This is a genomic window from Pseudomonadota bacterium (assembly GCA_039033415.1).
Classification (GTDB): Bacteria; Pseudomonadota; Gammaproteobacteria; order Xanthomonadales; family SZUA-38; genus JANQOZ01.
In genome coordinates, this window is record JBCCCR010000003.1 from 1 (window position 1) to 21,224 (window position 21,224).

Annotated in this window: 16 protein-coding genes; 4 read left to right on the top strand and 12 right to left on the bottom strand. The window is 53.6% G+C overall.

Annotation, left to right across the window (positions count from 1 at the left end):
• Window positions 1–195: 195 nt before the first annotated feature.
• Window positions 196–552, top strand: a complete 357-nt coding sequence (locus AAF358_02900) for a hypothetical protein (protein ID MEM7704470.1) — start codon at window positions 196–198, stop codon at window positions 550–552.
• A gap of 124 nt (window positions 553–676) precedes the next feature.
• On the opposite strand, the gene AAF358_02905 is transcribed toward AAF358_02900, so the two are convergent.
• The 6 genes from AAF358_02905 to AAF358_02930 form a co-directional block, all read right to left on the bottom strand.
• A complete protein-coding gene (locus AAF358_02905) occupies window positions 677–2,434 on the bottom strand; it encodes an AIPR family protein (GenBank protein ID MEM7704471.1) in 1,758 nt (585 codons plus the stop codon).
• 270 nt (window positions 2,435–2,704) lie between these two features.
• Window positions 2,705–5,131: an ATPase domain-containing protein gene (locus AAF358_02910; protein MEM7704472.1), complete on the bottom strand. Its 2,427-nt coding sequence runs from the start codon at window positions 5,129–5,131 to the stop codon at window positions 2,705–2,707.
• Window positions 5,122–5,607 (bottom strand): hypothetical protein, encoded by a 486-nt coding sequence (locus AAF358_02915; GenBank protein MEM7704473.1) that lies wholly within the window; start codon window positions 5,605–5,607, stop codon window positions 5,122–5,124. The genes AAF358_02910 and AAF358_02915 overlap by 10 nt, the downstream gene beginning before the upstream one ends.
• Window positions 5,600–6,943: a hypothetical protein gene (locus AAF358_02920; protein MEM7704474.1), complete on the bottom strand. Its 1,344-nt coding sequence runs from the start codon at window positions 6,941–6,943 to the stop codon at window positions 5,600–5,602. The genes AAF358_02915 and AAF358_02920 overlap by 8 nt, the downstream gene beginning before the upstream one ends.
• Window positions 6,944–7,425: 482 nt before the next feature.
• Window positions 7,426–8,775, bottom strand: a complete 1,350-nt coding sequence (locus AAF358_02925) for a DUF4041 domain-containing protein (protein MEM7704475.1) — start codon at window positions 8,773–8,775, stop codon at window positions 7,426–7,428.
• Window positions 8,772–10,070, bottom strand: a complete 1,299-nt coding sequence (locus AAF358_02930) for a hypothetical protein (GenBank protein MEM7704476.1) — start codon at window positions 10,068–10,070, stop codon at window positions 8,772–8,774. Before AAF358_02930 ends, AAF358_02925 begins: the two co-directional genes overlap by 4 nt.
• A gap of 604 nt (window positions 10,071–10,674) precedes the next feature.
• Here AAF358_02930 and AAF358_02935 point away from each other — a divergent pair.
• The gene (locus AAF358_02935) at window positions 10,675–11,085 is read left to right on the top strand and encodes a hypothetical protein (GenBank protein MEM7704477.1); all 411 of its coding nucleotides are present in this window, start codon (window positions 10,675–10,677) and stop codon (window positions 11,083–11,085) included.
• 133 nt (window positions 11,086–11,218) lie between these two features.
• On the opposite strand, the gene AAF358_02940 is transcribed toward AAF358_02935, so the two are convergent.
• From AAF358_02940 to AAF358_02955, 4 genes are all read right to left on the bottom strand, one after another.
• Window positions 11,219–11,842 (bottom strand): hypothetical protein, encoded by a 624-nt coding sequence (locus AAF358_02940; GenBank protein MEM7704478.1) that lies wholly within the window; start codon window positions 11,840–11,842, stop codon window positions 11,219–11,221.
• A gap of 775 nt (window positions 11,843–12,617) precedes the next feature.
• Window positions 12,618–13,973, bottom strand: coding sequence for an acyl-CoA thioester hydrolase/BAAT C-terminal domain-containing protein (locus AAF358_02945; protein ID MEM7704479.1), 1,356 nt, complete (start codon window positions 13,971–13,973; stop codon window positions 12,618–12,620).
• 110 nt (window positions 13,974–14,083) lie between these two features.
• Window positions 14,084–14,893: a LytTR family DNA-binding domain-containing protein gene (locus tag AAF358_02950; GenBank protein ID MEM7704480.1), complete on the bottom strand. Its 810-nt coding sequence runs from the start codon at window positions 14,891–14,893 to the stop codon at window positions 14,084–14,086.
• Window positions 14,894–15,002: 109 nt separating this feature from the next.
• Window positions 15,003–15,359, bottom strand: coding sequence for a hypothetical protein (locus AAF358_02955; protein MEM7704481.1), 357 nt, complete (start codon window positions 15,357–15,359; stop codon window positions 15,003–15,005).
• Between the two features lie 401 nt (window positions 15,360–15,760).
• Between AAF358_02955 and AAF358_02960 the strand changes: the two genes are divergently transcribed.
• Complete coding sequence (locus AAF358_02960; GenBank protein MEM7704482.1) at window positions 15,761–17,998, top strand: hypothetical protein; 2,238 nt, start codon at window positions 15,761–15,763, stop codon at window positions 17,996–17,998.
• 502 nt (window positions 17,999–18,500) lie between these two features.
• Entirely contained in the window at window positions 18,501–19,856 is a 1,356-nt protein-coding gene (locus tag AAF358_02965) for an alpha/beta hydrolase (protein ID MEM7704483.1), read from the top strand.
• 159 nt (window positions 19,857–20,015) lie between these two features.
• On the opposite strand, the gene AAF358_02970 is transcribed toward AAF358_02965, so the two are convergent.
• Window positions 20,016–20,660 (bottom strand): SCO family protein, encoded by a 645-nt coding sequence (locus AAF358_02970; GenBank protein MEM7704484.1) that lies wholly within the window; start codon window positions 20,658–20,660, stop codon window positions 20,016–20,018.
• The gene (locus AAF358_02975; protein MEM7704485.1) at window positions 20,657–21,223 is read right to left on the bottom strand and encodes a toxin-antitoxin system YwqK family antitoxin; all 567 of its coding nucleotides are present in this window, start codon (window positions 21,221–21,223) and stop codon (window positions 20,657–20,659) included. Before AAF358_02975 ends, AAF358_02970 begins: the two co-directional genes overlap by 4 nt.
• Between the last annotated feature and the right edge of the window lies 1 nt (window position 21,224).

Here is a 21,224-nt window from a genome sequence, read left to right on the forward strand (position 1 = left end):
CTCAGCATTTAGCGACGCAGTGGCTGTGGCAATACAATAACGAACGACCCAACTCCGCCATCGGCGGCGTACCCCCAAGGCAGCTGTTGTCAGCTGCTTGAATCTCTACTCGTTAACCCGAGTAAAAATGGGGGGATTACAATAGGAATTGTGTATTTCAGCGGACGAGCATCAATAACAGCCGGGGGGCTCCGCTTGACTGCTCATGATGGGCTTCCAAAATATGCGGAGTACCTTTCTGTTGATCCATCAAAGTTTGCATCCGAACGAGTTCTCTTCCTGCTAGACGTTTGTCTTGACTCTGGTTCGAGTTTTATCTCGGACGATATTCAGAGCAGCGCCTTTGGCTTCGCAAAGTGTGAAAGAGATCGGGGTAGTATTGCTAAGGCTCTGACGGAAATGGACCCGCCGCAAGTTGATACAGACGACAGCGGCAATGTAGAGGTGAGCGAACTTCTTGTTTTCCTCGCATCAAGAGACGACATCGAGGTGTCAGAGTTCAACTGGTCTCGCCAGGCGCTGGATACTCCGATCATTCAAGTAGAACCTTGAGATAGGCACATTAGCTGAAACGGAAAACTGCAGATGAAAAAATGAGCAATCTGGATTTCCTTGGACAACGGCGTAACCAACGTTCATTTCTTAGGACATAAAACACGACCCCAAAAAGCATTGTTTAGGCCACCCAAGTTTCGCTTAGATGATCTACAACGTCTCGGTAGAATGCTCCCGACTTCAGAAGGGTCGGCCAGCTTCGTTCATCTTCAAGCGCAGCACGAGCTGAGATCAATTCCAGCAGTACCCCCCAAATGATATTAGGATCGCCCCTAAGCTCTGCGACTACCGCCTCCAAATCATTACCAAAAACCGTGACATGTTTCTCGAAAATTAGCGCGGTTCCAAACACTGTAATCTGCGGAATCGCTGAATCCAATTGATCGAACAAAGGCTCCAAAGCTGTTCCGAAAGTCTTAACGTAGGCCGACTTTCGCTCCGCCTCATTGGAATGTCGTTTCCGCTTCAACCGTTTGAATAGATCAACTTGTTCAGCGATCAGCCTACTCAGTTCATATGCGTCCCGGAACCGCTCTGCTGTTAATTCCGATTGAAGAATCTTCGAGAAACTACCTCCATCATCTGTAAAGATTTTGGATGGGTCCTTCTTTGCTAATTGCGGGTCTCCATAATAGGTTGAAACATACGCTTGCATGCCGTCTTTCAGCGGAATTACCTTATGGGCAAGAGGGCTGCCGAAGGTATTTTCCAACTCAGCTACCTCATCTGGCAACATAGCTTCAATTTCGCCGGCTCTTCGTTCCAGGAAGTAGCCAAGAGTTGCAAGTGAATGCAACAGCTGAACAATCCTAGGATCGTTCGAGCGGAGAAACGTATTATCTACTCGCGTTTGGTTGTTGAGATTGATCGCGACATTGGACGCGAACTCTTTATCTCTTCCAGTGGTTATCACGCGAACGGCGGTGTGAACCTTTGATTGCAAAACACCCTGTTTGAAACACCGGTGAAGAATCCGTAGCGTTTGCCCCCCATTTACGACCTGTGGACGCACCAAGCTGATGTGAGTGTTGAAAGGCTGATAGGTTGCAGAGTCACAGATGATCGATAACCCATTGTTGAAGTGAAAAAAGTCGCTAGCTTCTTGTGGCGTTGATGCGGTTTTCGCAATAGCCAAATTGGTCCCTTTATCGCCTTCAAACATACGGACGTTCTGCTGCAGGATCGTTTCGCCATGGGTGTCGTAGAGATTTGCAAGATATTCTCCACTGAGATCAAAAAGGTAAGTTTCATGTTCGCCGATTCTTGTCATGTATGGCTGCCGAGCAAGGGGTATGTCGAGCGTCGCATCTAGCGTTGGTAGATTCACGCTATAAAACTTGTTGTGAATGTCATTTAGGTTCTGGAAATCCCAGCGAAACAAGTCTTTTGCCGCACCGCTGTTTTTCTGGCAGAAACTGTTAAGTTTGGTTTGAGCTTCATCTGGTAAACCAGGAAGACTAGAAATCGCAACTACAATACGGTAACCGGAAGGAGTAAATCCATAAATCTCGTCCAGCCGACCGCGTAATTCTTGATTCGCAATTTTTTCGTGGTTCCGGCCTAGAATTACCTCTAGGCCAGATAGAAGCTTATCAATATCACCTGCAGCAATCGGTTTTTCGACCGACTGAGGGTTCTTAAACTGGTAGAAAAAGACGACGTCGTCGCGAATTTCAATCGCATCGATACCTAGGTCACCCGCGCCGTCACAGATCTGTTCTTTAGCCTCAATCTCGGTCATGCCTAAGACATTTCTAAAATACCAGTAAGCAAACCCATAGCCGTCGTCATTGAATTCTTCAGCTTCAACTATTGCTGCAATTTGATTTCCCAGTTGCTCTTTGAACAAGTTCAGAATTTCAGGGGCTTCTCCGTTCAATTGCTTACCTCTATTTGGTGAAACCAGACCACCGGCCAAAAATACCTGCGGCTAGACTCGACTGCGATTCGGCTGGTCGCGGTCACGGCTTTGATCAGTCTCAATGAACGCAAAGTCGCACCATATCGGTTGCGGCTATCGCAATATCAGGACTGGCGATAACGTTGGCGGTTCAGATTTGGACTCAAGAGAAGATATGCAAATACCGAGGGGTTAGAACTAGGTGGCCGGGTTAACCCGAACTGCCAATGATGGCAAGATCTATTGGAGCTACCGCTGCTTTATACCCGGCAGTCTCCTGCGCACTTCGCCAACTGTCGCAGTGGATACAACCTCGGCCAGCAGCCCGTCGCGAAGAACAAACCTTGCTCGGCGATTTCTCAGGTCAATCCAACGCCCTGAGTCCTTACTTAGCGTTGCTTGATATCCTGACTCCTTCCGTCGCTCGAGTTCGATACAGTAGTCGGCCCCCGACAATAGAAAATCGAGTGAATCGGTTGACGCTTTTGATTCACCAAAGATGAAAAAACTGGTAATGGGCTCGGTGGTGACTAGTTCGAACAGAGCTGGCCAAAAGAGAGGATCATTGCCCAACTCTGGGAGGATAAAATCTGCAACCTCGATATGATCGAAAATAACGCGATCTATTGGAGTTCCGGCGCGACGGGACGCAATAAATGTACCTCGCAACTCAGCTAGGAAATGCTCGGCCCGAAAGTTTCTACCGACTGAGAACCACCTAATCGATTTTGTGGGAAGCTGATCCCACCTTTTTGCAAGTGACGCACCAAGGTTTCTAATGTATTGAGACTCTGGGATCCTAAAAGTTACCACCAAGACTTTGGTAGGCAGCATTCGGCTTTCAGTGATGGTGTCAATAGAAGGCTCTGTCGCTAGCTCCATTGCAAGCCAAGGCTTGGCGGTCCCATTGCTTCCTTTGATTAACGTTGAACTCTTCTCACGAATGCCAAGCGTATTTACTAGACTGTTTATAGGTTTGGGAAGCGAAATGAATTTCTGCGTACTTGGAATTGACCGCCGCCGCCTCCGCAAGGCACTTATCGTCGCGTCAGCAGATGGGTATACGCTCACACCTTTCTCACTATTGATTCGAAATGGGTGTTTGCCAGGCTGAAACCTTTGGGCGCGACACTTCTCGATTTCCATCCATCGTTGATTTCCGTTATCGATTCCTAGCCGAATTACAGTATCTGCTAGATAAGAAATCTTGGAAAACTCAGGGTCGTCGTCGTCTTCATGAACAGCTAGCCCCCAGAATCCATTGCGTCTGAGGACGTCAAAAAAACCTCCCAACCACTCCCTACTGTTCTCCGGATCGGCGCCCTTAAGGGCGTTAACACTATCTATTGCGACAGCTTTCCAATTACGGTGCCTCAGCCCCCCCGAAAGACGCTCCAGCGCGCCGACCAGGTCTCGTCTCTTGATACCCTTAGGTCGAGCATCACTGGCAGGTTCGCAAAAGAATGCCAGCACACCCCGCGAGTCTTCTATCTCAGCAAAAACACCGGTTGCACTTTCATCAGAAAACTCAACCAAATCATAGGCAGAGGGATCAAGCAGATTCAGCGATACCAGCCTATCAACGAGCATCGAATAACTTTCCTCTAAGGAAAAGTAAATCGCCGCTTTTCCAGCCTTTGCAAAATTTGCTAAGAGAGTGAGAGCAAAAGTAGTTTTCCCAGATCCGGCTGTTCCGTCGATCACCCAACCGGGACCAGTATCGGTATTTGGTAGTAACCCACCGCAAAAAATGAAGTCTAATCCCGGAATATTTGAATAGTGGCCAAAGACTCGCGCCTGTAGATAACTATTATCAAGAACGCGTAAAGGGCTCACCGCACAAACGCGAGAAGGTTTCAAGTATTCATCATCCCCCACTCGATATTGAAGCCGTACGCCGTTAACGAGTCGATAGAACAGATAGACACCAAGAGCAACTCGATCGGGAGTATCGGAAACAGTCTCGTACAAGCTCGAAACTCTTGAAAGCAGAAAACTCAAGCTAACCGTATTGGGCCTATTTGCTCTGACATCCCTTATAGACGGGTGCGCTTCGCCGTAAAAGATCTCATTCACTCGATTGCAAACGAGATTGAGAGCATATTTCTGCTCAGTATTAAAACGAATCCCGAATTCTCGACGAATCCAGTCTTGGATGTGGATTTCCGCGAGAGAATCGGTTTTGCCGTAAGTCTCGATCAAATAGTTCTTTAATACAGCTATAGGATCAACCGATTCACCTATATATGTTGCAGCAACCCCCTTGAATTGACGAGCTGCACTCGGGTCGTTTACTGGCTTGATGGTCCAGTGTGGATCGATCGAATCCGAATCGAAAACAATAAAACCCGCATAGTTGTCCGAGAACAGGTCTGGGAGACGCAAATTAGAACTTGTTTTCCCCGCCGGGGGACGAAGCAGCATGTTTTCTATTGATGAGGCAATTGAGTGGGAAGGCGTGAATCCACCTCTTTGAATATGCCTCATAATCGGAGAGGTTTTCGCGACTTCCCATATATCTGCCTTGGCAAAAGTGGCAGCGGCTTGTCGCGTGATGAGTTTGGGAGCAAGCCCCTGCCCATCGACGCGGTCCATTGCAAACTCGTAATTTAAGAACTCTACAAATGCGAGTACTTGCCTTAACTCTGATGCAAATTTACGTCCGCCTAACGGCATAACTTGTGAGCAGCGTCAATTTTGTGGGTTGAAGAAGAGCCCGTTTTTATTGAGTACGTGTAGTCGGGTTCACGCTGGCGATGATGCAGAAGACGCCGCAAGAGCCCGGGTTTTTCAGTAGGTACCGATGTTTCGTTTGAAGCTACAGGCAACGTATAGTCTCGCCAATCATTCAAACCAACTTTCGCGCTGCCGGATTCAAAGAGCAAAGTCTCTAGTTCGTCTGGGTATCGACTGCCGGCGGACGTCAGCGTGCCTCTCAATTGGCGAAACAGACTAATCGCCTTATTATCGGCATTAGTCTTTCGTTCGATTAAGTACATTATCTTTATCAAACGAGTAAGTGAGTCTGCAGCCGCCACTTTCTGCGCAGAGTCTTTAGCTCTGCTCAAGTCTCGCAACGCGTCCTGCATTTGAGCAAAAAAGACGTCATAGTCGGGCCTGCGAGCCTCCCTATCTTCTTGACTCTCAGTCATTTCGATAAAGCCTTCCGGGGACTCTATCTAGGAATGCATAGCGCGATTTCTTCATTACTTCGTTCTCGTCGTTCTGCAGGTGAGCCGAGAATCTTCGCTTTGCCCTTATCGGTGCGCTGAGACGTCTAAGAATGAAGTCTAATGCCCGGCCCTGAACCACCGTGGTTTGCTTAAGCATCGCTTCAAGTTTCGACGAATCAGGAGACACCTTTCTGCGAGGAATCACGTTTACCCAACCCTTGGAGCCGCCAGAAATTTTCCTAAGTTCTTCTTGGAGCTGCGCCAGATCGCTCGCAAACTTTTGTCCATGCGCTCCTTCCATTGGAAAGGCTTTCATGAAATCGAGTTTCCTCTGTAGAGCTAGATCTTTCGGGTAATTCGTTTCATCGGCAGACCTTTTGTATCCAATCAACGCGAATAACCCATCGACCGCACCAACTACAACCTCCGCCTGCAGGCCACGCTCGGAGGATCCTCTTGCATTAATTAGTTTCTTGAGACCCTTCGAGATCTTTATGAGTTCAAAATAGACCTTAAGGTCTAAGCGAGATATCTCGGCAGTTCGAAACATGGTGGTAATCAGACCTAAGGATTCGGTTCGAAAGTCGGAATGAGCTTCGTCTGACTCAACATAATTTTTTACATCCGTTCCTAAAACATATGACGCTCTTTTCACAACCTGTCCGTTGCCACCCTGACTTCGAGACGATGTTTCCTCATGCTGTTGGGGAGATTCCTCTTGTTGGCCTGTATGGCCTTCTTTCGCATACAACTCATGCACTATGTGATTTCCAAATCCTTTCGCAAGCTCTATTTCCCCAAGAGGGCGTATCGACATTTCACCGGAAATATCGGAGCCCTGTCGTTCAAAAAACTCCGTCTTCAACTCGCTAACATATTCGTCCGTGGCCCAAATTTGCCCCGGCTCCACCTTCGGTTCGAGCCGTGCAGCAGTGACGATACTTGGACCGTACGGCGTTTCCTCTCTGCCTCGAAAAGGGTCCAGCGATTTCTCATAGCCACCATAATGCAGTGCGACTCGCATCTTTAGGCCTGGCGGAATAAACCTGGCATCCCCTTTAGGTTCGTGCCGGTATTCGTTCGAGTTCAGATATTCGTTCATTGTGCGAGCGGCACTGGCTAGAAGTAACGTGCGTTCATGAATCACTATCACACCATCACCCCAAGAGTTCGTATACTTTGCCCCGTCAACCACAGTAGAGATCCTTTCATATAGGCACTCCATAAGGTATTCGTGGAACGCCCCTGTTTCATGGTAGTCGAGTTTTGAGTAGCCGCTGATATCAGCAAATAGTATTGCGTGTTTTTCTGCCATCAATATGGATTTCCAATGTGTTCAAAAGCTGGGAGGCACACGTTTTCTCCGAACCAAGATCCTTGGTGGCAACCGCTAACGAAGCCGAGTAATACAAGCACCGGGTATCTGGATTTGCCTTCCACTCGATAGAGTAATGTCGCGGTATCGTCGACATCGGACGTTCGCCCCCCCTTTAACACCGAACGCGTTTGATTCGTCGGCTACACGGCACTATCAATCCCCTTAAGCCGCGCAGAGTGGCTTCCACGCGATTGTGCTAAACCTTACACTGGGGTAAACACGTCGGTCAATTTTCCGTATTCAAGAGAACGCCTAGGTTAAGGCTCTACTTGCCCCTTTGTTTCGAGGAGCAACAAGCCAGTCAGTGGAAATGGCGAGAGCGGTTGTCAGATCCGATGAAATTGAACGACCCCAGGGTTTTCCGGAGTCCTTTTGGTAAGACCTTTTCGGCACCTGGTTTCGCTAATTCCGAGCGGGCATCAGCGATCTGAGGGGATTTCAGGCCAATAGCCCCTGCTTTGGAAGAATTCCGTAGACTCCACCTCCTCGCAAAATTCGAGGAGATTTCCAACCATAGAGAGCAACACGTCGCGCACCTCGCTCGGCTTAGCGAAGAAGAACTCTTTTCGCGCATTTGCGTGATTGAGCCGCCGGTCGGAAAAGTGATCATGCAGTTCCTTTTCCAACGTCACGGCGTCTTCTGAGAAAAACAGTGCGTGCACGTCAAACTTGAACGGAACAGATGCGCCCCCTAGTTCGTTTACTCGGTCAATCGGCTCAAGACGCCGAGTGAGTCCGATCTTGACGACGTTCTTACCAAATGCGCCAAGGTTCGAGATTACGTAGACGTAGCCTGCCCGAACATTCGCTTGCCGATAGTCGTTTTGCTCGATCGCCTGATCGATCTCCGCAAGCTTCGACTCAAGTACTGAATCAGATTGTCCTGAGCGAGACAGCGCCTCAAGAGCCTGAACCAAGTGGGTACGCTCTTTGTCGAGCCGTTCGCGTTCGGCGGCCAACTCGGCCTGAACTCTTTTCTCTTCGCGTAGTCGGGCTCGCTCCTCCTTTGCCGCCTCCCTTTCTTCCTGTTTCTTCATCTGGAAGTCCGCAGTGAGTTCGATTTCCTGGAGTCGAAGGCCATGGAATTCATTGCTAACGCGCATTTCCATCATCGAACCAAGTCTCGCGATTGCGTCTCGGGTGCGCTCTACTCGCTTCTTGGCTGCCAGCACATTCCCGGCTCGGAGTGCGCGAATACAGGCATCCACCTGAGAGTTGTAGGCGATCAGCATCAGCTTCGAGAAGTCCCGAGTCATCTTCTTACCCTGAGCCAAGGAATTGTCGAAGGTGAACATGCTCGAGACTTCTATTGCGGTCCTGGATTTGACCATCGCAGAGATCTTGCTATTCAATTCCTTCAGCTTTGTCTTGTACGCCTCTGCATTTTCTAACGGGTGGTGATACCGGTAAATCCCAACTTGCTGAAGCACCACTTCATCGTTGAGGCTAGCCAAATCCTCGTCTGATTCACCCGCTTCAGCAAGCTGAGCCCGAAGCGCTTGGTTCTCAGACTCAAGAAATCGGAGGCGGACGGATGTGTCCGCCGAGGGCTGCTCGATGGTGCCCCTTTCTGGCGTATCTTCGGGTGTCGGCGTGGAAACCTCCTTGCTTCCCCTACCCTTAGGGGCATTGTCATCAACCCACATCTCCCAACCATCAGGCGGGGCCGGCCAGCTGGGATCGGGAGTCCAACCTTTTGGTGGCTCCCAGTTATCCGGTGGCTTTGGCCAACCAGGCGGCGGATTAAACTTAAGCGTTTTCTGTGTCACGCACTTCTAACGCCTTCCACGTTAACGGCGACCAAGCCAAGCGGATTCTTCGACACACTGGCTCCGAGCATCTCGAGCGTGGCGCCCGGCACCACCTTCGCCAAGTTGATTTTTAGGAACTCCTCACGCGCGGCAGAAGCTGCGATAAACGGGATATTCGTTTCTTGTCCGGTCGCCGGGTCAGTTGTCGAGGTCCCGACCACGAGCTTTATCGAGTGGATCAGGCCGCGGCGATCTGCTTCAAAGACCTCATGGAAAGACCGAAGACTGACGCGCTGGACAGCGAGCAGATACCGATCCTTTGACGCCTTCTGAGTCTGATTGGTCGCCTTAATCTCGTCGGCAGTCTTGTTGTACTTGTAGTGCTTTACCGCGGGAATTTCGTCAGGCGAGGGGATTGAGACCTTGAGGTCTAGCTCAGCCGTCTTCGAGTCAAAATCAAAATCATGGGAAACAGGAAACGTGTCTGGATAGATCGAATTCGAGAGAACAATCGAAACGTATTCCTGCACGGCTTCCTCGGTGCCATACCCGAGGTTGGCAATCAGCGTATCAAGGTTCCGATTTTGCTCTTCAACCTTTCTTTCTCGCGCATCGCAGTCCTGCCTATAACGTTTTTTCGCATTCGCCAAATCGGTCTTTCTTGCGGCTTCCTTTGTCTTCCAATCCTCTTTAGCTTTTACGAGAGCAACTGCAGCAGCCTTTTTCAGCCTTTTCCAGTCCTCAATGCTTTCCGTATGGGCCGCTTTCGCTTGCTTCAGCTCGCGCTCAAACTTCTTCTTTCCCAAGATGCTCTTCAAGCCCCGCGGAGCTGGTGGTGGTGCAAAGATTGGCTTGACGGGGAGCTCAGGTGGTTTGGGCTCAGGGAGCGGGTTCTCCAGCTCAGGGTGTTCGAAAGGAGGGTGTTTGACCGTCCCCCTAAGCGTTTCCAGATCTACATAGTCATCAACGGCCAGTGTCGCTTCGAGAAGCCCGTCAATTTCGGAATAGGTGGACTCGAGCACTGAATTTTTGTCTTCCGCCTCGCGTTCCATCGACGCGATGTGCGCAGCTTTTAGTTCCTTTTCAAGACGTTTCTGCTCAGCCGCCAATCGCTTCTTTTCCGCCGCATCAGAGGCGACTTTGGCAGCGGCGAGTTTTCGCGCGAGCTTTTCCTCCTGACGTCTGGCGGCCTCAAGCTTCCTTGCGGCCGCGAGGCGGTCCTTCTCGCGCTGTCTTATTCGACGCTCATTCTCACGCGCGCTTCTCTTCAGTTCTCGATTGATCGCGGCAAGGATGCCAACTCTTCGACCCACGGTTTCCCTCCCTGTTACTTAAACACCAGTCGCCCAGAACACCCCCTTACCCAAGAGATTGACACAAAACCTCTCAAGGATAAAATCCTGTCGAATGCTGATGAGTACGCTGGTGTCTTGCTCTCGGGGTCTGGCAAGAGCCGACAAGAAACTCAGGGGTCAGTACCGGGTGCCATGTCGGATTGGATCTAGGACTTGATCCTGACCCCAGAGTTCGAGCCTTAATCGTCGCAGCTCAGCGCCCGCAAGCAAGACCGTTAGGATCAATGGGGCCAACGGACCCGAGGACTGGGCGGCTACCGGATCGGGCCGGGTGTCAAAAACAAAGGTTGCGGTGTCATTCGCTGGATCGGGATCTTCCTGCCCCAAAAAGGGATGCGACACAATCGTTCGTTCTCGAAAGCGAATCACCTTTTTTCTAATTCTTTCTGTGTCTTTATCCGGTCTCCTCGTTCCATCGGTCAATCCTATGGGAAACCGCTCAGCCAAATTAGGTACCATTACGGGGGTAACGAACACTTCTACATGAATCCATTTTGCTTGGCTAATCCGTACTGAAATTTTTCCGCCGTTATTATGCGGCAACACAACTTGAGAACAGAAAATGGCGTTTTACGACAGCTGGCGAATATTCTGGATAGGAGCAAAGGCGGTCTTAGGCCGGTCCTCAGACTTTCCGCGATCGCGAGAAAACGGTCAGCAAATTATCTCTCACCTCTTAGAGATGGAAAGAACTGAGGTCAACGACTTGCTAGATGCTTTTTCTGTGGAGCATCGCAGCACCTCGTCCAACTCGGAAATGCGAATTGCTAGCAATGAAATTCTGAATTCACTCGGGGAGGAAATTGAGGAGATAACGGAAGACGACACGCTTTCCGAGAAACAGCAGCTCGATGCATACTCGGTTGGGATCGGAAGTTTAAAGGATCTACTTGGCGAGCTAGCTCCCTGGCTTAAGAACACGTTGACCTTGCTTAAGGAAATTTTCGATTTGCTCGGGACGAAACGAAGCTGACCAGTTGGCCTGTGGAGAATCGAGGCTCAGATCTTTCGTCTCCATACATCATGGGACAGGATTTGCTTGACATCACCCGGTGCGGATGAATCGTTAGTTAGAGTTAGGAGCGCCAATCCGAAAACCTGTTTCATTATCTTCTCCTCAAAAAGTTCGCGGTGAATGTAATGATTAGCAATACCACGGTGGTAACCGCGACAGGCCCAATCGCAGGAACTGCGGTCGGGAGAGGAATACCAAATACGGTCCGCTGCGTGTTGTTGCTATCGTTTGGGTCAGTCATCGGCCCTGTCAGGCCGCCACTAATGTTTCCGATAGTCCATGTGATTTCCAACGATCCTTCGAAATCTGCAGAAAGGAAGTAATTGCCACTGCATTGAATCGACTCGCCCGCGGGAAGGAGGTTGATGGTCGAGACCCCGTAGACGAAAAAAGGCGGGAGTGGCGGCGGACGGCTAAAGTCAGTCACGACGAAAAAGCAGGTATCGTCTCGAAGTCCGACGAAGACTAAGCCCTCTGGAACTGCACTGGTGCGTACGCCTGGAGTTGCAGGCTCTGGCCCGGCGTTAAACATGGTGATGGTGTACTCACCAACGGTTCCTGCAGCTATAGGCTCGGGAGGATTGAGTTCGATCTCAAAGGAAAGATCGGCCTCAGGTAGTGGGGTTTGTGCGATCGACGTGCTGCCAATGAGCAAAGCAATGACGAGCAAAGTTGCCAAGCGGGTCTTCGCGGCAACATGAATACACAGGTCCATACGGGGGTAAGCCTAGTTGAGTTGAATCATCACGAAAATAGAGGCACCCGATTATCGGGAGAGATTTGCCCGGGCTCGTTCTTTCAATAAGACTGTTTTGCCCCGAATCACCCCTAGCCCTGCGAGACATTGTTCAAAGCATATTTCAAGGGTTTGCGCATTCGCGGGCACGAAGGGGGGATAAATGGACTGAAGCTTTTATCTGCTCAACTTGGGCCAAATTTGGGCCAATCGGTAAATGGCCCGGAGTCGTTTTTGGTCCTTTTCAGTAGCGAATCGATGAGCGGCCGCCGCTAACTTATTGATTAATATGAGTGAAAAATCGGTTAGGGCCGTCTTTTAATCCATTGGTCATAGGTTCGAATCCTATACGGCCCACCATTTTTCTTCTTAAAAATCAATAATTTACGTCTATTCGAGCTGCAACAACTCGGCACTTACCTGCTATTGTGGGCCAAACTTGTGTCGCGAAAGTTTATGGCTCGTGACGCGATACACCATGGAGCCTGGAAAGTGTCCGGCCCTCCATAGCCAAGAGTCTCCAGTCACCATGGCGATCGACTCTTTCCGGAACAAGCCAACGCTACGATAGGCATGTCAGTGTGCTCGATTGCGCCAAACGCTGGAACTGGCGCCGAGTCTCGGACCCGACCTGACACTTGCGTCCTGGCCCCGGCGCTTGACGTACTGCTTTGTCTTGGGCGCGTTTCTCGGCGCGGTCGCCTTCTGATTCGGCCTGATGTCCGTGCTTGAGAAGAATCGAGAGGCGCAGTTGTCAGTCGGCGTCCGGTCGAAGGTGGCGGGTGAAAAAAGCGTTGAGCGCTGGCCAGGCTGCAGCCTTTGCTCGTGCGTTTTCGGGGCGGGTAGGATTCTGCGGTGGCCCGCTGAGACCATGGCCCGCATCGGCAAAAACCAGCGTCTCTGTTACCCGGCCGGCATCGGCACGAGTCTTGGCAATGTTGACCGCCATGAGACCCGAGTCCCAAACCTGGTCCCGGCCGCCACCCAGGAGAAAAACCGGCGCGTCGATGTCTTCGACCGGAATGCGCGCCGGATCGACAGCGTCGGGGTGGGCGAGGCGACCCTCGGCATGCGGCACGCGCATCGCCACCCTCTCGCCATCCGAGGGTGGGCGAAACACGCGGCCCATGTCGAGATAGGGCACGAAGGCCATGGGCTCACCACGCCAGGAAAAGCTCGAACTCCGCGCGGCCGTTGTACCAGCGCCCCAACCTTCCCAGATAACGTCGCTGGGAACGATCGCCGCGACAGCAGCGAAGCCGTCGATACGGCTGGCGGCGGCGAGCACAAATTCAGCACCTTTCGACACGCCGTACAAACCGATGCGGTCCATCTGCACATCGCCGCGCGCGCGCAAGGCATCGCGAACTTCGGCGAGCCGGTCGACGGGGATGTCGGCAAATGCCCGAGGCAAGCCTGGCACTGCTTGCGGCTGGTCGCCCCATGCCGGCGAATAGTAGGGGTAGCCCACCACGAGATATCCTCGCGCGGCCCACAAGGGCGCGGAATTACGAGCGCCGCTGTCGCCACCCTCCGAGCCACCAAGCACGATGATCGCGGGCAGCGGCTCGTCGCCCTCAGACCGCAGCACAAACGCACCCGGGAAGCGCTCTCCTAGCGGAGTCTCGACCAGCTCCTTTGCAGACGCCCGAAGCGTCAGCCGCGCGGCGGCAAGCTCTGTGTCAGCGCTGTCCACAACACGCAGGGCGATCTCCTCCGGTCCGAGCCCCGCCGGTGTTTGTTCGCCGGTGTTGCTCATCGTCCAGAACAGCCCGTTGGCATCCGGACTGTTCCACTGGCTATCGACCGGCGTATCGGCAGTCAGGTCGATGACGCCCTGATCGTCAGCCACGAAGCGGACCTTGCTACGATAGAGGTCGTCCGGCACCCAGACGCCGGCCCGCGACGCCTCGATAACAACCTCCTTACCGGCCGGCAGCGACTCGACCCGGACGTTTACGGTGTCCCCCCTGAGCGACGGATTGGCGGAAAAGACAATCTGAACGTCCGAGACGACATCGGTCGGCTCGGTCGCTGTTACGTTCGCGCATCCGGCTTGTAGAATGACGCAAGACAGGAAGAGAAAAAACGATAGATCGCGGCCAGGCATAGCGGGTCTCCTAAGGGGCAACAGACCTAAGGCTGGCATCAAACGCCTTGAACGGACGAGATTTTCCGCGAATGGGCACGCGCGCGCCGCGAGTGGTGGGTGTTATTGATCTAGGCGGCGTGCCTGCGCAGCGTTTGTGCACCGCTGCGACTAGTGTCGACGCTGCGCCCGCCTCCCAGAAAAACCCGCAGGCGGCCGCCGCCGATCGATTCCACCGACTCGAGCGCGTCGAGATTGATCAGGTGCGCGCGGTGCACACGGATGAAGCGCCCCTGCGGGAGCTGGCGCTCCAGCTCGGCCAGGCTCTTGCGTGTCAGGTGGCACTGACTTGCCGTCACGATCTGCGCGTAGTCACCGGCACGCTCGATGCAGAGGATGTCGCTGACCGGCACCGGGACGAACTCGTCCTCAGACCGCACCAAAAGCCGGGTGGTCGCGTTGGACGGGTCGGATTTCCGAGCCTGCCGCTGCACCCAGAGCAACTGGATCACGGCCAGCGCCACCACCAGTGCGTAGATCGTCAAGCCCTGAAAGGTCTGCCAGATAAAGGCAACGCTCGAGAAGGGCCGCACTGAGAACGCGCCGGTAAAATTGCCGTCCCGCCAGCCGAGCAGCACAGTTACCGTGAAGTACCAGAGAGAGGCGTAGGCAAACGCGCAGATCGGCTGCAGCAAGCCCTGCCACGCCGGGCGTAGCCCCAACAGCAAACGCGTATTCAGCCACCAAGCAGCTAAGCCCCACAGAGCCAGGGCGCCAACGTTGATCAGGGCGGCCACCACCGCGTCGCCGATCGGCATCCTGCCACCGGAGCTCAACAGGAAGACAACCGTGTAACAGACCAAGAGAAGCACCAACAGCGCGGCAAACGCGCGCTGTGCCGGATCGGCGTTGGCGAGTGTATTGGGCCAGGAAACGCTCAAGGTTGATTGCCCCAGCCGCTATCGAGGGACGCAAGCCATGTCGACAGAGCGTCGAAGCACCCTTCACAGGCTGGGGTACCAGGAGGCAACTCCTCGTTGACGACGTCTGTCACGCTCTTCCGCATGACATGATTGAATTATCCAGGGAGCCCTGCGTCAGCTGCATTTCGCCGCTTTCCAATGCCTTAGCGCAGAGCTTGCCTGCAGCCTCCCAGTCAACCTGCGTATCAAGGCGCCCGAGTATCGCCATGACCGGAATCGTCAGCTTACCCAACGCGTTTTCCAGCTTCGGGTACATCACAGCGAGCTTGGGGTCCTCATCAAACTCGAGAACACCAGGTTGAAAAAGGACTGAATGTTGACCAACACCTTTTCGGTCATTTGGAAACCGTTGCTGTTGAAGTAGGAATCGGCCAGTAAATTCAACATGCCTGCATTGCAGTATCGGGGTCAGGTTAACTTTCATGCAGAACCCAGCGCGATGTTGCTCCGTAGTCCCGCGAACCAGGAGGATTGCACTTCCAAATCTCTAACCACGACCAAAGGCCAGTTTACTCGATTCTGCCACACGCATGACCTGACGCCGAGTCTCGGGCCCCACCTGGCACTTGGTCCTGGCCCCGGCGCTTCCAACCTGGCACTTGACCCTGGCCCCAATTCTTCTGGCCCCAATTCTTCTAGCAAAAGCACGAAGACAAGCATGGATGCCCCGCCGTCAACTCGACCAACTGTTCGCTGCGCAAAAGCGGCGTTTAACAGATTGCAAGCATGCCGACCAATTCCCGGACTGAACGTACCATTTGAGATATAGTCACGGCGGCGTGGCCGACGGGGCCTAAAGAACAATCAAAAGCAACAGGCGGAGTCGTGCCAGGACCCTTTTTCAACGAGCTCAAGAAGCGCAACGTCTTCAAGGTGGGCGCTGCCTACCTCGTGCTCGCCTGGCTGGTTGCACAAATTGCCGATACTGCCGTTCCAGCCTTACATCTGCCGGACTGGATTGTTACCGCGGTTTTTTTCTTCGCGCTGATTGGTTTCCCGTTCGCGCTGTTTTTCGCCTGGGTCTTTGAGATAACTCCTGACGGCATCAGGAAAGAATCTGATATCGCGCCTGCCGAAGCGGCCAGTGCGCACGCCGGTAACAAGCTGGCACTGGGCGTTATCTGCCTGCTGGTGCTGGTGGCAGGCTACTTCATTTACGAGAGCCGTTTTGCCCCCAAAACCGAGGCGGCCCCCGAGCCAGCTCCTTCGAAAGAACGGCTGACTGCCGCTGAGTCACAGGCGTCAGCGGACAGCACCGATTACACCTCAATTGCCGTGTTGCCCTTCGTCAATATGTCGTCCGACCCGGAGCAGGAGTATTTCTCGGACGGCATTTCAGAGGAGTTGCTCAACCTGCTGACGAAAATCCCCAGGCTGCAGGTGGCGGCACGAACGTCGTCGTTTCAGTTCAAAGGCAAGAACCAGGACATTCAGGATATTGCGGCAAGGCTTGGCGTTGAGACCATTCTCGAAGGCAGCATCCGCAAGAGCGGCTCGAAGGTGCGCATTACAGCGCAGCTCATCAAAGCCGATGATGGCTTTCATATGTGGTCGGATACCTACGACCGGGAACTCGACGATATCTTCGTGATTCAGGATGAGATTTCCGCGGCGATTATTGCATCCCTGAAAGAGACGCTTGGCATTGACCTGGTAAGAACCGCCACTGAAATCAGGAGCATCAACCCAGAAGCACATGACCTCTACCTGCAAGGCCTCCGAGACCTCTACATTTATACCTTCGACAGCCTTGAGTCCGCGGTTGGCGCCTTTCAGTCTGCCATTGAACTGGAACCGGATTTTGCCCTGGCCATAATCAAGCTGGCAGAGACTTACCAGTTTCAAATCCAGACAGGCAGCCGCTTTGACCGGGAGATTCTCGATACGGCTGATTCGATTCTCACCGGTGTTCTTGCCAGCGACCCCGGCGAGGCACAGGCTCATTTCGTACGCTCCCTGATTGCATCCAAGCAGGGCAAGCGCAAGCAGGCCGAAGACTACGTTCGAGCCGCCTACAAGCTCAATCCGCATGACGTTAGCGTGATTAACCGGTATGCATCCTTGCTGGGTTTCAAGCTGGGCGAGGAAAAAACCCGGGAGCTGTTTGCACAGGCAAGGCGGATTGATCCGCTGAATTTTCGCGTCACCTACTACTTTTACAACTATCTCATGCATACGCTGCAGGAGTCCGATGAGGCAGAAGCAGTACTGAACGCGGCAGACAAAGACACCACAGACAGTCTTTACCTGGCCGCGCTGTCGTTACACTATTTCGAGATGGGCGAACCGGCTAAAGCACTTCACTACAACAACCTGTCAGCGGCCTACGACCCGCTGGACCCGGAGGGTCCGCTCTTTACTTCCTTCCTGGAACTGTGCCTGGGTGATGGCGCGAGTGCCCTTCAGTCGGCGGACGCGTCGCTGGCGCTTAACGAATGGCTGGGCGATGCGATCGTTGCAAAAGTCGATGCACTTGTTCACCTCGGCGACGAGGAGGCCGCCCTTGCGTTGGCGCTGCGTGTTCTGGATGACCCGCAATACTCGTACCGCAGAGTCACGAGGGCCGACCTCCTGGCAAAGGCGGTTTCCGTTCTCATGAATCGCAATGAGCTGCGGACGGCGGAACAACTGATTCGCCAGCACTATCCAGATGCCGGAGCCCTGGTAAAGCCAACCGAACCGCAGTCCAAGTCGTCAGATGAAGGCGCCTTGGCAATTGGGTTACTATCGACGGTATTGCGTGCGCTGGGCAATGAAGAAGAAGCGCAAGCCGTAGCTCGCAGCCTCGACTTGCTGGACGAGGACCACTTTACGCGTAGACAGGCGAAACTCTCGCCGAGAAACCACCTGGCTCTTGCCGAGGTTAGCGCTATACGAAACAGGGATGATTTGGCGCTGGGTTACCTGGAGTCGTTGCCAAACGGCATTTTTCCGGTCTGGTGGCGATCCCGGGTTTTGCAGTCGCCGCTGTTCATGCACCTGCAGGACAATTCGCGGTTCAATACTCTCAATGCGCAGTTTGAAAATACGATGACCGAGCAAGCGAGCATGCAGGGTCAGTAATTGCTAGCTCGAGATCATTCTCGAGTCGGCGCACATGGTGCCTCTTATGCAGCGCGCAACTCCTCCTGCAATCGCGACGGCGCAAACGGCTTGGACAGGGACAGCCGATCGCGGACCGGCGGATTGCGCTGACGCCCAGCGGTTGTTCTGGAGGGAAGAGCAGTATCGGGGTGAGTTTCTGGGGTCGGAGTGAAGGGACAGAGTAAACCCACATAGCTCAAGTTGACGCCGCGAGGATTAGTTGGCTTTGATATCGCGCTTGTCGAACGTACGTTCGGCGTGTTTATCCTGAGCGCTGTCGCAGCGAGTCAAGACGCCTTTGCGACGCTTACGGTTCCCTATGGCTTTGCAATCCTTGAAAGAAGTGCATTGAAAGTTCCAGAGTAAGTATGAGGCGGCTTTTTGCGACGTCGAATAAAGAGGTCATGACCAGGTTGCACCCTGAAGTCAACCAAATTGGGTCCGGCTCGTTGTTAGCTGCACGGACACGTGGAACACAGTGATGCTAACTCGATTCATTCCTTTTCTTCTCCTTCTGCTGCCAAGCCTGGCTGGCGGAACGATGTTGCCTGCTGATGAAGCTACCTATGCGGTCCGCGTGACCGGCGCTATCACCTACGGCTCGGGTACCAGCCAGGGTGGTACAGCCACCAAAGACCTGCTGCTTGACCTGTATGAGCCGGTCCTGGAGGACAACAGCGTCGGGCCGCTGCCGGTAGTCATCTTGATCCACGGCGGCGGCTATACCGGCGGCTCCAGACTCGACGACCGACTGGTAACTATGGCGGAAGATTTTGCGTCGCGCGGGTGGATCGCCGCGTCGATCGACTATCGACTGGTTGGAGACGAGCCGATTCCCTCTGAGCGCTACCAGGTGATGGTCGACGAAACGCTTGCGGGGCTCGGTCGGGGGGTCAGCAGCGATGAGGAGACGACGCTGAACACGATTGTTTCAGCCGCAGAGGACGCGGCCACGGCAACGGATTGGATCATCGCCAATGCGCCAGACATCAACGCCGATGCGGCGCGAATCGGGCTGCTCGGGTCGTCGGCGGGAGCCTTTATCTCCATCAACGCCGCCTATACGGTTGATGAGTACGACATCGCCGGGTACGACTACAGTTTTGTCGTTGATCTGTGGGGCGGAAGCAGTCTGCCACCGGAAGACGATCTTGCCGCAGCAACTGTGATTGATGGCAATGAGCCGCCGCTATTTATTGTCCACGGAACGGCGGATGCAACGGTGAGCTTCGCGAAATCCGAAGTGCTGGTCGATCGCGCGCAGGCTGTTGGCCTGGAGTATGAGTTCTACCCGGTTGAGGGGGCGGGACATGGCTACGGGTCCACAGGCTTCCTTGACGCTGCTGTGACCGGCGAGGGGACGCTGTTTGACCGGGCCCTGGCCTGGACCGCTGATCTGGCGCGAGCCAAGGCAACGGTGTTCATCAATCCGGCCATGGAGGGCGCCTGGTACAACCCGGAGACTGACGGGCAGGGCATCTTCATTGATCTGGACCCGCAGGCGGGCACGGTGTTTGTCGGCTGGTTCACCTTCGATACGGTCGACGGCAACAGCCCCGGAAATCTGATCGGCGCAAACCAGCGCTGGTTTACCGCGTTTGGCCAATTCGTCGGCAACCGAGCAACGCTCGAGGTGTTTGAGACCACCGGCGGGCGGTTCAACGATCCGTCATTGGTCACGACGGCACCCGTTGGGACCGCCAGCCTGGTGTTCAGTGACTGTTTATCGGGCACCTTTCAGTTCGAGCTGCCCGGTTATGCGCTTGAAGACACCGTTCCCTTGCTGCGAAACCTGTCTGACAGCCGATGCGAAACCCTCGGGGCGAGTCCGCGCTAGGCGCGGGCTACGTCCCGCCCGCAATGTAGGCCGCTGGGAAATTCAGGGGTCTTGAATTGCGACAATTTCGCGCCGTTGAGTTTGGCATGTTGCACCGCAAGTTCTGACCCCGCTTCTTGACTCCGCGCCTTAGTTGCCTGTGCTATCTGTGATGTGCCGCTACTCTTGGAGCAAGAGGTTTATGTCCGTAGTCAAGTCCACGATCGCAGTCTCAGAAAGGCCATTGTAGACCCCGCGAATACGCTTGTTTTTGTCGATCAACAGCAGCTTCTCGGTGTGCAAAAAATCGCCATCTCCCTTCGCCTCACCCATGTCTTCGCTGGCGAAGTAGGCTTGCTTGGCGATACTGTAGATCGCCGCCTTGGGCCCGGTGACCAGATCCCACTTTTCGCTGCGAATCTTGTGTCTGTCGGCATAGCGGTGCAGCACCGGGACCTGATCCACTTCCGGCATCGCTGAGTGTGAAAGAATGCGGACGTTATCGTTGGCTAGAAATGTCTTTTGGATAACAGACAGTCTTGTAACCAGTGTCGGGCAAATGCCAGGACAGCTGGTGAAGAAAAAGGAAGCAACGTAGACCTTGCCGTCGAAGTCTTGGTTGGTGACCGCTTCCCCGTCCTGATTGGTAAAGCTGAAATCCGGGATGCGGTGAAAGCCTTGCAGTTCTTCTGCATCATCTTCCAACCAGTGCGGGGTAAAATTTTCGGCGTTGTAATACGGCAGAGCTGACGTCTCAGCAGCAGCAGACAGCTGGCATTGAGCGAGAATCACAAAGGTGAAGCACCCGACCAGGAGAGCCTTCACGATGACTCCTCATCAACGATTTCTACGCAGAGGTCAGCATTATTGAGCCCATATAGCCGACCGTTACGTATCTCAAAATTCCGGAAAAGCTTGCCGTTTTTTCGCCAGGCTTGTTGTAGCCCCGTCGGCTCACCCATTTGATAACGGGCCAACTTAAATTTTTTGCCATCCGGGTACCAGCCCCAAGACTCACCGTGAGGCAAATCGTTTACATAAAGCGAACTGGATCGCAGCGTTCCGTTGGCCCACCAGGTCCTCGACCCGCCGTGCCGCTTCCCGTCAACAAACCACACCTCGTAACCCAGGCGACCGTCAGGAAAAAAATTGCGTGAAAACCCGTGGCGCTTGCCGTCCACAAAACGATCCGCCGTTGCGACTTCGCCATTGTGGTAGTACCCGTAAACCTCCCCAGTAAACGGCTCATTGTTTTTCATGCGCAGTCCGTCGCGCGGGTTGATACGAATTTGTTCGGCCGTCACAGCCCCTTTGCCCGCATCGGCGTCAGGTACATTGCCAGTGAGCATGGCCACCGTGAGAGGCATCATTACGAGTGAAATCCACATG